Genomic DNA, 12740 nt, shown 5'->3' with positions numbered 1-12740 from the left:
TCTCTGTTTACAAACGGATACTACTGGCGAGCAATTGACACTCGACACTACCTGTGCGGTGGACCACAGTCGCCACGCCGGCAAAAGATCAACATCAGTGGCTGATTGACGCTATCGTCCGCACCTAGCTCGCGAAACAAAGCTCCCGCGACGCGCATGCGCCGCGCACCCGTAAGCAACTCTCTCTGAACGATTGCGCAAAGCCTCGTGCTGCCGCGCTGGAGACTCGGATTGAACATTACGCTCCATCCTGACGACGGTGCAACGAGGACATCCTTACGGCGGCAAAAATGCGGCAGACCTTCCCACCAGTTCGGCGCTTTAAAAAAAATACGTCAGGTCGTGACTTTGTTGTGGGCGATCTGCACGGATGTTTCTCGCAACTGCGAAAGGAACTCGAAGCATGCCAGTTCGATCTCGCCAGGGACAGGCTCTTTGCCGTCGGCGATCTCGTAGACAGAGGGTTCGAATCACCTGCTGTCCTCGATGTGGTGCGTCGGTACGACATCCAGTCGGTGCGCGGCAATCATGAGGAGTCGATCGTGCGCTGGCGTCTTTATGGCGCCAATGACGGCTTCGTTCGGGGCAATGGCGGCAGGTGGCTACTTGATATGGCAGCGGACGGGCAGTCCATTGACGCTATCGTTGCGTACATGGCAGCGCTCCCCTATGCAATCGAAATAGAGACGGACTTTGGTCTGGTCGGAATCGTACATGCGAACGTGCCTCTGCAATCCTGGCCCAGAATGGTTAAGGCAATAATGAAAGAAGATGTTGACGGGAAGATACGGCGCAAGGTCATCTGGGATCGGTCACGATGGCAGTTGCCAGGATGGGACGGCTTCGCGTCGATGCGCTGCGTCGCAGCGCGACTGTTCAGGCGGTTGAAGTCCGGAAGGCTTGATACGTGCGGCAGGGTCGAAGGGGTCACGGCTGTTATCGTAGGACATACGCCTTCACCCCGGCCGGTCGTGAGCCACAATGTCATCAACGTCGACACGGGTGTTGTCTACGGCGGCAACCTTACACTATTGCGCCTCGACGAAATCCCCACCCTGCTGAGCGAGGGCACCCGCGCGGCACCTGCACTCAGCCCGATAGCGCAATACCCGCCGGCCCGCGAATCGGGACAAGTATAGTGCCCTGTCAGGCTCATGCGTCAGCATGACCGACGGGCGCAGGTACGAGTGGGACGCCCAATCCACCGGTGCGGGGTAGTCATTCAATCTGAGATTTTTTGCAGCGAACGCCAAAGCGCCCGGTTGACCCGCCTCATTATCCTGGCGTTCAATGCCCGCGCAAACCTCGTCGGGGCACATTAATGCGCCGCAAGTATTTCAGCTTTCCGGCTAGAAATCCGCGATCGGGAACCCCACTTGCGCTTCCTTAATACGCGCGACGGCCTGTTAACCAGCTGCAAGCCGCCGCGTCAAACGCCAATGCCGCGACGGCCGGTCAGGAAATCGCTCCAGGAGACAGAGCGGACTGCCATAAAACATGGGCGGGCTGATCAGCCAAGCGGCGTATCGGGACGACATTTCTGCATTCAAAGTGGCAGCGAACGCGAGTGCCGTCGCTGTTTTCCGATACAAGATGCCCGTTCGTTTCTTTCGTGCGAAACCAGTACGGCATCCAACAGCAACGCTTCGATGACTTCGGACGCAATGCGCGGCGCATTCGTGGGCGGTAGTGAGAGCCGTGCACACGCCGGAAGGACCCGCACCGAGGTCTACCATCAATTACGGCGCGCCCAAAAAAGGATGGCACACTGGATCCATGAATGCACGATATGGCGGAGGCAACTGACTGGAGATACGCTTGCATTTCTGCCAGTTTCGCGAAACCCGGTCGCGCAAAACGCAATTGCGCGACCAATCATAGCAGGGAATAACGTAGGCACCATGTTGGGCAGAATTTCCTAAAAATCGACTGCTGCTCGTCCGAGCTGCCGGTGGCTGTTGAGGAGATGTTCAATCCGAGTGAACGCCTTACACGCGGAGCATTTTCGAACTTGCTAGTTAAGCAGCCCCAAGTCGCCGAAGCAGAAATTCCCGCGGAGGTCGCTTTGCCTTCGCTTTTTCGCTAACGCATCGTCGGATCGACCGCGATCGATATGCTCGGTCTTATTCCAAACGCCGAGACCGGCCCGGCAGACCTCCGATTGGGTCCAAAGATTTTTACAAGCCTTGTGCCGAGGTTTGCAGGATCGCCCCGGGAAGCATGCGCCCCCTGTCGAACGTGTTAAAAAGTGAACCGCATTGACGCTAGGGCGCCGAACTCGCGAGGTCTTGCCATTGCAGTCGCGCCGTTACAATTCGTTCAGATGTAAACATTTCAACGGAAGCGACAGTCCTTGGTTAAAATTACAGCATCGGAACGTTTCCCTTGCGTGGGCGCCGCCGGGTGGCATGGCCAATATCTTGCTTAAAGTGGCCCAGTTTGGACTCGCCACACTGACATGAAGCCATCCGAGCCGCACCCACTGATCCTCTTGGCCGACGATGACGAACAGACCGCTGCCGCCTGGACGGCCGTCCTCCGCCTGAACGGGTTTGATGTTGTGTGGGCGCCTGACGGCGCTTCGGCCTGGGCTCTCGCGCGTACCGCTCGCCCGGACCTTTTGCTCACCGACTGGAACATGCCTGGTATAGACGGGCCGGAATTGTGCAGGATATTCCGGGCCGACCCAACTCTGGCTAGTGTGCCTATCGTTCTGGCTTCGTCACTAAGCCTGCCGCCCTCTTCGCCGCCTGTTCTGTCCGATCTGTTTCTTCAGAAGCCCGCAGACGCGACAGCACTGTTAACGGCAGTCTCCGCGCTTGCGATTGTCAAGGGAGTTGCAGATGGATCGAAGGATGACGCCAAACCTCACAATGGAGAAACCGGGGTTTGACCGACCGGTTCGGACGAACGGGAAGAAGTTTGGACCGCTTTTATCCGGATCGGAGAACGAGCGCTTTAATTATGCTGACGGTCTCTCATGCTCTGGCAGCCCTCGGAAAAATGTCAGAGCATTTCGCCGGCACGGACGAAAGTCCGTGCCGTTTTTTTGATGGTCCGAGGTCCCGTTTGCGCACGCACCTTGCGCACCCGGCTCGTCCCGTTAACCGGAAAGTGATGCAGGCCTCCAGCCGTGCTGGCGCCGTCATCAAGGTCAAGTGAGAAATCTCTCAACTCGCGCCGCGGACCGCCGTTAACTCAGACGACATACCTGACCAATTCGACGCGTCACGTCGCAAGTGCTCGAATCGTCAGGGTTCGGACTCCAAGTTTGCCAGGGTTGGCAACACCGGATTATGGACGCCTGTACTGCACGGCGTGCGATCGAAGAAACGTCCCTCATGGTTTTCAAAGGACTCTGTACCGCGTTCATCGCGGTAGTGCTGAGCGCCGCGGCTGCGTCCGTTTGCGAAGCACAATACTCCACTCGGTGGATAGCCAACACGCATGGCACGGCCACGACTCGAGTGGGCAATGTGGCTCGCTCGATGTGGGTGGCACCTGAAGGGGAGATCTATACCGCATCAATGTGGGACGAAGGTGAGGGCGGCATCGCGATCTATCAGAACGGACAGAACATCGGTTGTAAGCGCCTAGCCATCCCATCTTGAGTTGCATGAAAGGTCTTGGGAGCATCGTATCCACTTAAATAGGTGGACACGTGAACACTATCGAAGAAGAAGCGCCAGTTGGCCGTCGTCGACGCCGGCGCTATAGCGTCGAGTTCAAAGCCCAGGTGGTGGCAGCCTGCCAGGGGCCTGGGGTATCGCTCGCGGCCATCGCGTTGCACCACAAGCTGAACGCAAATCTGCTCCGACGTTGGGTGGAACAGGCCGAAGGGAACGAGCGCTTTCTCGTCTCACGTAGCGATGTGGCGGTGCAGTCGGCAGTGGCGCCGGCATTCGTACCGCTCCCGCTCGACACGAAGAACGTGCGCCCGGCTGAGATCCGCGTCGAAGTGCGCCGCGCGGACCAGTCGATAACGGTTAGCTGGCCGACATCAGAGGCCGCACAATGCGCCACCTGGCTGCGAGAGTGGCTCGCGTGATCCGCATTGATGAAGCATGGCTGCAGTCGAACCACTGGACATGCGTGCGGGCTTCGATACGGCACTGGCGCGGGTGATTACGGTGTTCGGCGCGGCGCATCCGCACCATGCTTACCTCTTTGCCAACCGGCGGGCCAATCGCCTGAAGGTGCTGGTTCACGACGGAATCGGGATCTGGCTGGCAGCGCGACGGCTGAACGAGGGACAGTTCGTCTGGCCTCACGCTGGTAGCGAACCAAAGCAACACGCACTCACGCAGGAGCAGCTCGGAGGTCTGGTGGTGGGTCTGCCGTGGCAGCGCATCGGCCCAAACGGTGTGATCCGCGTCGTATGAGGCCAACAGGGACGTAAACTGTCGCGCTTTCACTGTGCCAGGGGTTCTGGCAGACTGGTTTGCATGAACCTGCCTGCCGACCTCAATGCCCTCAGCCCTGAACAGTTGCGCGCGCTCGCCGCGCAGCTGATTGCCCAGGTGCAGGAGAGAGACCGGGAGATTGAGGAGAAGACGCGGGAGGTCGAGGACAACGAACGCGAGCTGCATTACCGACAGACGCGTATCGAGCAGCTGAGCCACGAGATCTCCATCCTCAAGCGCCAGCAGTACGGTCGGCGCAGCGAACAGTTCAGCAGCGAGCAGATGAGCCTGCTGGAAGAAGCGATCGACGCGGATCTGGCCGCCATCGAACTGGAGCTCGAGCAGCTTCAGCCGCAAGCCACCGCCGGCCAGTCACCCCAGCAACCGAAGCGCGCATCACTGCCAGCACAACTGCCGCGCACAGAGATCCACCACGAGCCGGATAGCACCGTATGCCAGTGTGGCTGCGAGCGCGTGCGCATCGGTGAGGACATCAGCGAGAAGCTGGACTACACGCCGGGCGTGTTCACGGTTGAGCGGCATATCCGTGGCAAGTGGGTATGCAAGAACTGCGAAACGCTGATGCAGGCGCCGGTGCCCGCACACGTTATCGACAAGGGCATCCCGACCACGGGGCTGCTGGCCTCGGTGCTGGTTGCCAAATACGCTGACCACCTTCCCCTGTATCGTCAGGAACAGATCTTTGCGCGGGCGGGTCTGGCAATACCGCGATCGACATTGGGTGCGTGGGTCGGCACGTGCGGCGCACAGTTGCAGCCACCGGTCGATGCCCTGCATCAGGAAATCCTGCAGCAGGGTGTGCTGCATGCGGATGAGTCACCGGTACAGATGCTTAGTCCAGGTAAAGGGAAGACACACCGGGCGTACTTGTGGGCGTATACGCCCACGCACTTCAGTGAGCTGCGCGCCGTGGTCTACGACTTCGCCGACAGCCGTGCAGGCGAGCACGCCCGCACCTTCCTTGCCGGCTGGCAGGGCAAGCTGGTGTGCGACGACTACGGCGGATACAAGGCCGGATTCCAGCAGGGCATCACTGAAATCGGATGTGCTGCGCACGCACGGCGCAAGTTCTTCGACCTGCATGCCAATCACAGCAGCCACGTCGCTGGACAGGCCATGCCGTTCTTCGCTGCGCTTTATGATATCGAGCGCGACGCTGCAGTGCTGGATGCCGAAGAGCGGCGCAAACTCCGGCAGAGTCGGGCCAAACCGGTGTGTGACGCACTTTATGAATGGATGGTGGCGCAGCGTAAGCTGGTTTCGGAAGGTTCAGCGATTGCGAAAGCGCTCGACTACAGCCTCAAACGTTGGGAAGCGCTCACGCGCTATCTCGACGACGGACACGTGCCGATAGACAACAACTGGGTTCATGCCGCTAGCGGCATGAACCCAGTTATGCCGACTCCCCGATTATGCCGCGTCATGAATCCATCCACACAACGGTTGGGTGGATCTCTGTTCCCGGCCGCTCGGATTGTCGGCATTATCAGAGAGCCTCCAGGAAGGCAAGCAACGGATCTGGAGGTTTGTAGCGTCTCGGCGCGACACCGCTCGCCGTGGCGTGCGCGAGCGCGCGTTCCTTGAGTTGCATGTCGGCGTGCAAGTAAATCTGAGTCGTCTCGGAGGACTCGTGACCGAGCCAGAGCGCGATCACGGACAGGTCTACGCCGTGATGCAACAGGCTCATCGCGGCCCCGTGTCGAAGCGTGTGGGGAGTTACTGATTTCTCCTTCAGCGAGGGGCACGAGCGGCACGCGATTGCGACGTTGCGCGACACAAGCCGCTGAAGTGCGTCGGCGCTAAGACGGCCACCGCGCGAACTGGGGAAGACCGGATCGTCGGATTCGCCAGGTTGATAGCGTAGCCATGCTTTCATCACCGCGACGACGTCCGGTCGAAGCGGAGTGCATCGCATCTTCCGTTCATGCAAATATTTGCATGAGCGCAACTATGCCGATCTCGGGAATATGCGCAGTTCCGCGCCACGGAGACTCGTTTGCCCTTCTGCGATGGGTTTTCCACGGCGGCCGTCAGTAGTGGACTGCGCATAATAAAAGTGCTTTGCTCAGAAGGCAGTACGGCCTTTTGAGGAGAGTCATCATCATGGACAACGATTTCGCGATACCGCAGCAGACCCGGGCATGGCTGACAGACGGCGTGTTCAAATCCAGCTACCGGGCCTATTCGAACTATTTGATCGGGCGCGGATATTCGGCGTGGAGCGTCCGTAAGTATCTGTGCAGCGTCGCGCACTTTGCGCATTGGCTGCGCAAGCGACGCGTCAAACTCAGTCAGATTGATGAAGCACTGGTACGCCGTTTTCTGGATGAACACTTACCGCGGTGTGACTGCCCTTTGCGCACACCACGAAGCAGGAACCATGTTGGGCCAGCCTTGAATCGTCTGCTTGTCGTGCTTCGCCAGAGAGCCGACATACCACCTCGGCCCGATTTCACGCCCCTTTTGATACAGGAGGAACTCAAGGAATTTGATGCACACCTTGACCGGACTTGCGGGCTGGCCCCGTCTACGAGAACATTGCGCACGCGTATAGTACGGATATTCCTGTCGGAGCGATTCGGTGTGTCGAGAATCGATATGGCACAGGTCAAGCCGGAACATGTCTACGGATTCGTAGTCCGTCACCTCGCGGGATGCAAGCCGAGCACAGGCAAAGTCCTCGGGATCGCGCTACGCAGCTATTTGCGTTTCCGGGGCATGCACGGAGATCACGTCCTGTGCCTTATTGCCGCGATCCCGTAAATCGCCCAGTGGCGGTTCGCATCGTTGCCAGACACGCTATCTGAGGCGGAACTGGAGCGCTTTCTCAACGCATTCGATCGCCAATCCGCGATCGGCCGCAGAGACTATGCGATGGCCCGGTGTATGGTCGACCTGGGACTGCGCGCCGGCGAAGTGGCCTCGCTCAAGTTGGACGATCTGAACTGGCACGACGGGACCTTGCGGTTATCAGCAGGCAAGGCGCGGCGAACAGACGTGCTTCCATTGCCGACCCGGACCGGACGCGCCATTGCCCAATACCTGACTAGCGGCCGTCCGGCCTCCGATAGCCGGGCGGTATTTTCTGCGGCATGTCGCTCCACTTACCGAACCAATCGGTTCGAGCGTCGTTCGCAACACCGTCCGCGCCGCTCATGCGCGATGCGGCAGCGATGCACGCCTGCGTGGAACTCATGTTCTGCGACACAGCGTAGGGAGCCGGCTGATCCAGGCTGGAGTCCCCATGAAGGAGATCGCCGATATCCTTCGACACCGGTGTCTGGATACGACGGCGATTTACACCACGATCAACATCAAGAGCCTTGCCCGGGTCGCGCTGCCCTGGCCGGGGAGCGCATCATGAAACGCCCCGTCAGGATGGTATCGCTCGCCGAGGACTACCTTGCGTCAAGACGTCGCCTCGGCTTTGACCTGAGGAGCACGGGACGCCGGCTCCTTGACTTTGCCCGCTTCGCCGACCGGGCCGGCCATCAAAGTCCGCTGACCACAGATCTCGCCGTGTCCTGGGCTCGCTCCGGACCACTTCAGGCGCCCATCACCTGGGCACGCCGGATTGAGATCGTTCGCCCGTTCGCAAGATATCTCCAGCAATATGACCCTGCCACGGAGGTTCCTGCGCTTGACCTGTTCGGCCGCTCTCATCGCCGTCTGGCACCGCACATCTATACCGATGAGGAGATCCGGGACCTGCTGGTCGCAGCTGCAACCTTGCCCTCGAAGGAGAAACTGCGGCCCGTCACCTACTCAACCCTGTTCGGGCTGATCGCGTCCACCGGACTGCGGATTTCTGAGGCGCTTAATCTGAGACGCACAGACGCCGACCTGGGTCACGGCCTGATTATGATTCGGCATGCGAAGTATAGTAAGTCACGCGTCGTTCCACTTCATCCAACCGTCGTGCGAGCACTCAGTCGCTACGTAAAGCTACGGGATCACGATTGGCCCGTCACGCTAAGCGATCACTTCTTCATCGTGCACGGAAGCAGCATGAAGATCAGTACGGTCGAGGATGTCTTCGGGTCATTGCGTTCACAGTTGGGATGGGTCGCCCGTGGTGATCATCCGGCTCCACGCATCCACGATCTGAGACACTCGTTTATCTGTCGACGGGTGTTGCTCTGGTACCAGCAAGGGGTGGACGTCGACAACGCGATGGTCATGCTGTCGACTTACGTCGGGCATGCCAAGGTGACCGACACCTACTGCTATCTGACCGGCATCCCCGAACTAATGGCGATTGCGGCCCAGCGCTTTGAGCACTTTGCAGGAGGAGCTTGCCATGTCTAGGCCCAGGCATTCTTCGGCGTCGAACTTCGCGGCGCTGCTACAGGAATTCTTCGTTGAGCGGTTGATGCAACAGCGGGCAGTCAGTCCGCAGACGATAGCCAGCTACCGGGATACATTTCGATTGTTCCTCCAGTTCGCTCAGGCGCATCTCCACAAGTCGCCCACCGACCTGGCGTTGACGGACATCGACGTGAAGTTAGTGTTGGCTTTCCTTCGTCATCTGGAAGACGACCGACATAATTGCGCGCGTACCCGGAACGCGCGGCTCGTTGCCCTCCGTTCATTCCTGAAGTACGCGGCACTTAAGGACATTTCTGCACTGGCTGTTATCCAAAGCACTCTGGCCATTCCGATGAAACGCTTCGACAGACCGCTCGTCGGCCACCTGTCGCGTGATGAGATCGAGGCGCTACTCGCCGCGCCTGACCTCAACACCTGGTGCGGGCAGCGGAACCGGGTACTGTTTGCAACTCTTTACAACACTGGCGCACGCGTTTCCGAACTGATCGGTCTGCGGGTGGGCGACGTCGTCCTGGATAAAGCGCCCTGTGCCCATATCCACGGCAAAGGTCGGAAGCGGCGCACCGTACCTCTGTGGCGCTCGACAGCGAGCCTAATCAGAAGCTGGTTGCCACGCATCGGGGCGTCACCCGACCAGATGCTGTTCCCCAATCGCTCGGGCAATCCGATGACGCGCTCGAACGTAACGGATCGGCTCAAGCTCGCCGTGCGGACGGCCACCGGGCAATGTCCCCAACTATCAAGCCATCCCGTTTCTCCGCATGTCATCCGGCATTCGACCGGGACGCATCTGCTGCAATCAGGCGTTGACCTCAGCGTCATTGCGCTGTGGCTCGGACACGAAAGCCCAGCCACGACTCACATGTACGTCGAGGCCGACCTGGCGATGAAGGAGCGCGCGCTCAATACTTTGCAGCCACCTCACAGCAAGATCCCGCGATATCGACCGCCCGATCGCCTGATGCAGTTCCTTGAAAGCCTGTAATTATGCGCAGTTCACACCACGGACCCGCCATGCATAGCCCATCGCAGAGAGACAAACGAGTCTCCGCGGCGCGGAACTGCGCATATTCCCGAGATCGGCATAGTTTCTGCCTTTGCCGAGGCAACGGACGTGGGCGCCTGTACCGAGCACCACATCCTGACGCCAGAGAGAGGTCAATTCGCTATTCCGCAGACCCGTTTGAACCGCTACAAGAAGCAGCGCTCGGTCGCGGTTGCCGATCCATGTTCGTACATCAGGTGCCGCTACTAGCGCTGCGGCCTCGCGCTCGGTTAGAAACTCGACGGGACCATGTTCACAACGTTTGGATGGAATTGCAAGGATACGCTGACACTGCAGAAACAACGCAGGCTCGCTGACCGCGACGAACCGGAAGAAGGCATGCACGGCGGCAAGCCGCGTGTTGCGTGTCCGCACCGAATTGCCTCTGCCGTGTTCGAGGTGCTGTAGGAATTCCTCGATCAACGACACGTCGAAGTCCTCGATTCGCAGCTTTGACGGCGTGAGCCCGATACGCTTCGTGGCAAACGCTAGAAGCAGCCGGAACGTTTCACGGTAACTTGCCACCGTATGCGAACTCAGACCTTGCTGCTCGAGCAGACGCTGGCTAAAAAAACGCTGAACGAGGGATGGGAGACTGGCGGCGCTCACGGCTGTTCTCCTGGACAGTTCTTGTCGAGATAGGCTGCCGCGAGTTCGAGCAACTCAGGAACCGCTTCGATGTACCAGTACGTAAGACCGCGAAGTTGACATGCCCGAGGTAGGCGGCAAGTTTCGGCAATTCCCGACTTACGTCGCGACCGGCACGGTACCACTCGACCAGCCGTCCAGTCGCAAAGCTATGCCGGAAGTCCTGGAGGCGTGGGCCGTAACCATCGCGCCCATCCTCTGTCGCCGATCGCAGACCGACAGCGCGCGACATTCTGACGAACATACTTCGTGCGGTGCCGGCCTTCAATCGCTTGCCGCGCTCACTAACCAGGAACGCCTCGCTCAATCGTAAAGGACAGAGTTGATCGCGTTTCTGGACGTAGTGTTCGAGTGCCACCCGGGTCGAGTCTGCTACAGGAACACACCGCGATTTGCCGAGCTTCGATTCCCGGATGGAGAGTATCCCGCTGACGAGGTCAACGTCGGACCGGTCGAGCCGAAACGCTTCGCCTGGCCTGAGGCCCGTCGCTACAAGAAGCCCTATGAGCGTCGAATAGGTCAGTGCTCGCATGCCGGTTCGGGATCGCAGTCGAGCTGCTCGGGTCATAAGCAGATCAATTTCCTGCTCAGTGTAAATGTGCGGTGCATTGCGCCGTCTGCGGGCACTCAGGAGCCCTGCCGGAGGAATCTGGTTTCGACCGTCAGTGACGTTTATCCATCGGGCGAATCCTCTCACTTGCGAGAGGCGCCGCCCCCAAGTGGCGCGTTCGACGAGTGTGGACGTCATCGCCCAGCGCAGAGCCAGATCGGTAGTAATGAACTCTGCATCTTCATGTTCCAGAAGATCAACGAAATGGCCGAGTGCCAATGCAGGTTCGTAGAATGACGCCCCGAGAGCGCGGCGGACCGCCACGTACCGAGCGAGAGAATCGCGGATCGCAGTCATATTGAACCTCCAGCCGTGGGCCACGAGCGCGCGACCTCGCGCAGGTCCTCAAACGCGACCTTTGCATAGATCGCGGTACTGTCCGTTGAGCGGTGCCGCAAGACCTCGGCTATTTCTGCCATCGAGGCCCCGTGGCGAATCATCGTCGTTGCCAGACCGTGACGGAACAGATGTGCGGCGCCCCGGCACGCGGGGCGGAAACCGGCACGTGCGAAGGCCTGACAAACAATCTTGCCAATCGCCGCCGGCCCCGCCAAACCAACCCGAGGTGCCAATCTGCGAAGGAAGACGCGCCGCGATGCACTTGCTCCGCGACAGTCGCGGAGATATGTTGCGATTGCTTCTCCGACCTCCGATGGCAGGGGGACGTGCTCGACCATTTGCCCCTTGCCATGAACGACGAGTTCCCCCGAACGCCAGTGAATGTCGTCGAGTTCGATGGCAACGATTTCTCCGGCACGTAGACCGAGCCGCGCCAACAACAGCAGGATTGCGTAGTCACGGCGCCCAGTCGGAGTCGACCGGTCTGCAGATGCAATGAGAGCTTCTTGCTGCTCAGGCGTGAGGAACGTTGGCACAGTTGATTGTCTCCACTTACGAACCGAAGGCACTGACTCATACAGGTCTCGGGCCGTATCACCGCGCAGAAAGAGGAAATGGCAGAACGAGCGAAGCGCAACTGCCATCAGCCGCGTGTACTCTGCCGATCGGCCTTTTCTGCGGGCAAGAAGATGATTCCGGATCGTTACCGCGTCGAATGCATCTGGCAATAAACTTCCGTCGCCGGCCGAGTGGCTGTCGAGAAAGTCGCGAATGAACGGACCATAGACGAGCAGAGAGTTCTTCGCGAGTCCGCGATCCTGCCTCAGATAGTCCAGGTATCGACCATAGATGTGCGCGATTGCGGATTGGCGGCCCGACGTCGGCGGCCACACAATGGCTTCGGCACGCAGATAGGCGAGAAACTGCCGTAATGTGGGTCGCGCACGCTGGACGCGGTCTCGTGATTCGCCGATCATGCGCTTCATAAAACGAGCCGCGACAGACTCATCGAGATCAATCAGGTCGATGTTCCTGTTCTTCATCCATCCAGAGAACGCACACAGGACTCTTCGTTTCTTGCGAAGCGATACCTCGGAGTAGTGTGCCGTCCGTAGACGATCAAGAAATGCATTGATGTGATGGGCCGGCAGCCCGCCGGATTCGCTGACTGTGCGTGTCGCATTCATCTGATCTCTCCTGGCCAGCGCGATAGCCAGCCTGAGAAATCATACTTTTATGCCGACACAGCGATCATGAAAGGCCATACCCACCGCCACGCGCATGCATGACGCGGCATAATCGGGGAGTCGGCATAATTGGGTAGAAAACCAGATACGTCCATGGG

Annotated in this window: 12 protein-coding genes and 3 pseudogenes; 11 read left to right on the top strand and 4 right to left on the bottom strand. The window is 59.3% G+C overall.

Annotation, left to right across the window (positions count from 1 at the left end; genetic code table 11):
- Nucleotides 1–290: 290 nt before the first annotated feature.
- From HWX91_RS17715 to tnpC, 6 genes and pseudogenes are all read left to right on the top strand, one after another.
- Complete coding sequence (locus tag HWX91_RS17715; RefSeq protein WP_052660756.1) at nucleotides 291–1139, top strand: metallophosphoesterase; 849 nt, start codon at nucleotides 291–293, stop codon at nucleotides 1137–1139.
- A gap of 1319 nt (nucleotides 1140–2458) precedes the next feature.
- On the top strand, nucleotides 2459–2893 hold the full coding sequence (locus HWX91_RS17710) for a response regulator (RefSeq protein WP_051743439.1): 435 nt from the start codon (nucleotides 2459–2461) through the stop codon (nucleotides 2891–2893).
- A 448-nt stretch (nucleotides 2894–3341) separates the two neighbouring features.
- Nucleotides 3342–3584 (top strand): annotated as a pseudogene (locus tag HWX91_RS40770) (SMP-30/gluconolaconase/LRE-like region family protein); the annotation flags it as partial.
- Nucleotides 3585–3661: 77 nt separating this feature from the next.
- Complete coding sequence (gene tnpA, locus HWX91_RS17705; protein WP_028197512.1) at nucleotides 3662–4048, top strand: IS66-like element accessory protein TnpA; 387 nt, start codon at nucleotides 3662–3664, stop codon at nucleotides 4046–4048.
- Nucleotides 4049–4064: 16 nt separating this feature from the next.
- Nucleotides 4065–4382: an IS66 family insertion sequence element accessory protein TnpB gene (gene tnpB, locus HWX91_RS17700; protein WP_081833121.1), complete on the top strand. Its 318-nt coding sequence runs from the start codon at nucleotides 4065–4067 to the stop codon at nucleotides 4380–4382.
- 63 nt (nucleotides 4383–4445) lie between these two features.
- Nucleotides 4446–5792 (top strand): annotated as a pseudogene (gene tnpC, locus HWX91_RS17695) (IS66 family transposase); the annotation flags it as partial.
- A 118-nt stretch (nucleotides 5793–5910) separates the two neighbouring features.
- Here tnpC and HWX91_RS17690 read toward each other — a convergent pair.
- Nucleotides 5911–6339 (bottom strand): tyrosine-type recombinase/integrase, encoded by a 429-nt coding sequence (locus HWX91_RS17690; RefSeq protein ID WP_255246792.1) that lies wholly within the window; start codon nucleotides 6337–6339, stop codon nucleotides 5911–5913.
- A gap of 188 nt (nucleotides 6340–6527) precedes the next feature.
- Between HWX91_RS17690 and HWX91_RS17685 the strand changes: the two genes are divergently transcribed.
- The 5 genes and pseudogenes from HWX91_RS17685 to HWX91_RS17675 all read left to right on the top strand — a co-directional run bounded on the left by HWX91_RS17685 (nucleotide 6528) and on the right by HWX91_RS17675 (nucleotide 9738).
- Nucleotides 6528–7187 (top strand): site-specific integrase, encoded by a 660-nt coding sequence (locus HWX91_RS17685; protein WP_051743438.1) that lies wholly within the window; start codon nucleotides 6528–6530, stop codon nucleotides 7185–7187.
- 24 nt (nucleotides 7188–7211) lie between these two features.
- Nucleotides 7212–7487: pseudogene (locus HWX91_RS41325) on the top strand (tyrosine-type recombinase/integrase); the annotation flags it as partial.
- A 4-nt stretch (nucleotides 7488–7491) separates the two neighbouring features.
- The gene (locus HWX91_RS40765; protein ID WP_127837934.1) at nucleotides 7492–7788 is read left to right on the top strand and encodes a tyrosine-type recombinase/integrase; all 297 of its coding nucleotides are present in this window, start codon (nucleotides 7492–7494) and stop codon (nucleotides 7786–7788) included.
- The gene (locus HWX91_RS40760) at nucleotides 7785–8732 is read left to right on the top strand and encodes a tyrosine-type recombinase/integrase (protein WP_028197511.1); all 948 of its coding nucleotides are present in this window, start codon (nucleotides 7785–7787) and stop codon (nucleotides 8730–8732) included. Before HWX91_RS40765 ends, HWX91_RS40760 begins: the two co-directional genes overlap by 4 nt.
- Nucleotides 8725–9738, top strand: coding sequence for a site-specific integrase (locus HWX91_RS17675; protein WP_028197510.1), 1014 nt, complete (start codon nucleotides 8725–8727; stop codon nucleotides 9736–9738). Before HWX91_RS40760 ends, HWX91_RS17675 begins: the two co-directional genes overlap by 8 nt.
- Here HWX91_RS17675 and HWX91_RS17670 read toward each other — a convergent pair whose 3' ends face one another.
- Genes HWX91_RS17670 through HWX91_RS17660 form a run of 3 tightly spaced genes read right to left on the bottom strand, consistent with a single transcriptional unit; the run spans nucleotide 9739 to nucleotide 12582 of the window.
- Nucleotides 9739–10407 carry a tyrosine-type recombinase/integrase gene (locus HWX91_RS17670; RefSeq protein ID WP_244144084.1) on the bottom strand — a complete coding sequence of 223 codons (669 nt, stop codon included), beginning with the start codon at nucleotides 10405–10407 and terminating at the stop codon, nucleotides 9739–9741.
- On the bottom strand, nucleotides 10364–11353 hold the full coding sequence (locus HWX91_RS17665; RefSeq protein ID WP_244144083.1) for a tyrosine-type recombinase/integrase: 990 nt from the start codon (nucleotides 11351–11353) through the stop codon (nucleotides 10364–10366). Before HWX91_RS17665 ends, HWX91_RS17670 begins: the two co-directional genes overlap by 44 nt.
- The gene (locus HWX91_RS17660) at nucleotides 11350–12582 is read right to left on the bottom strand and encodes a site-specific integrase (protein WP_028197509.1); all 1233 of its coding nucleotides are present in this window, start codon (nucleotides 12580–12582) and stop codon (nucleotides 11350–11352) included. Before HWX91_RS17660 ends, HWX91_RS17665 begins: the two co-directional genes overlap by 4 nt.
- Nucleotides 12583–12740 lie beyond the last annotated feature (158 nt).

This window comes from Paraburkholderia fungorum (assembly GCF_902833645.1).
Classification (GTDB): Bacteria; Pseudomonadota; Gammaproteobacteria; order Burkholderiales; family Burkholderiaceae; genus Paraburkholderia; species Paraburkholderia fungorum.
The sequence above is the reverse complement of the archived record's forward strand: the minus strand, read 5'-3'. Positions and strand labels throughout refer to the sequence as shown.

Bases quoted from the DNA above. Each gene is read 5' to 3' on its own strand.
- HWX91_RS17710 (WP_051743439.1), top strand. From the start codon at position 2,459: ATGAAGCCATCCGAGCCGCACCCACTGATCCTCTTGGCCGACGATGAC.
- HWX91_RS17685 (WP_051743438.1), top strand. From the start codon at position 6,528: ATGGACAACGATTTCGCGATACCGCAGCAGACCCGGGCATGGCTGACA.
- tnpB (WP_081833121.1), top strand. From the start codon at position 4,065: ATGGCTGCAGTCGAACCACTGGACATGCGTGCGGGCTTCGATACGGCA.
- HWX91_RS17665 (WP_244144083.1), bottom strand. From the start codon at position 11,353: ATGACTGCGATCCGCGATTCTCTCGCTCGGTACGTGGCGGTCCGCCGC.
- HWX91_RS17675 (WP_028197510.1), top strand. From the start codon at position 8,725: ATGTCTAGGCCCAGGCATTCTTCGGCGTCGAACTTCGCGGCGCTGCTA.
- HWX91_RS40760 (WP_028197511.1), top strand. From the start codon at position 7,785: ATGAAACGCCCCGTCAGGATGGTATCGCTCGCCGAGGACTACCTTGCG.
- HWX91_RS17660 (WP_028197509.1), bottom strand. From the start codon at position 12,582: ATGAATGCGACACGCACAGTCAGCGAATCCGGCGGGCTGCCGGCCCAT.
- HWX91_RS17715 (WP_052660756.1), top strand. From the start codon at position 291: ATGCGGCAGACCTTCCCACCAGTTCGGCGCTTTAAAAAAAATACGTCA.
- HWX91_RS17690 (WP_255246792.1), bottom strand. From the start codon at position 6,339: ATGCGATGCACTCCGCTTCGACCGGACGTCGTCGCGGTGATGAAAGCA.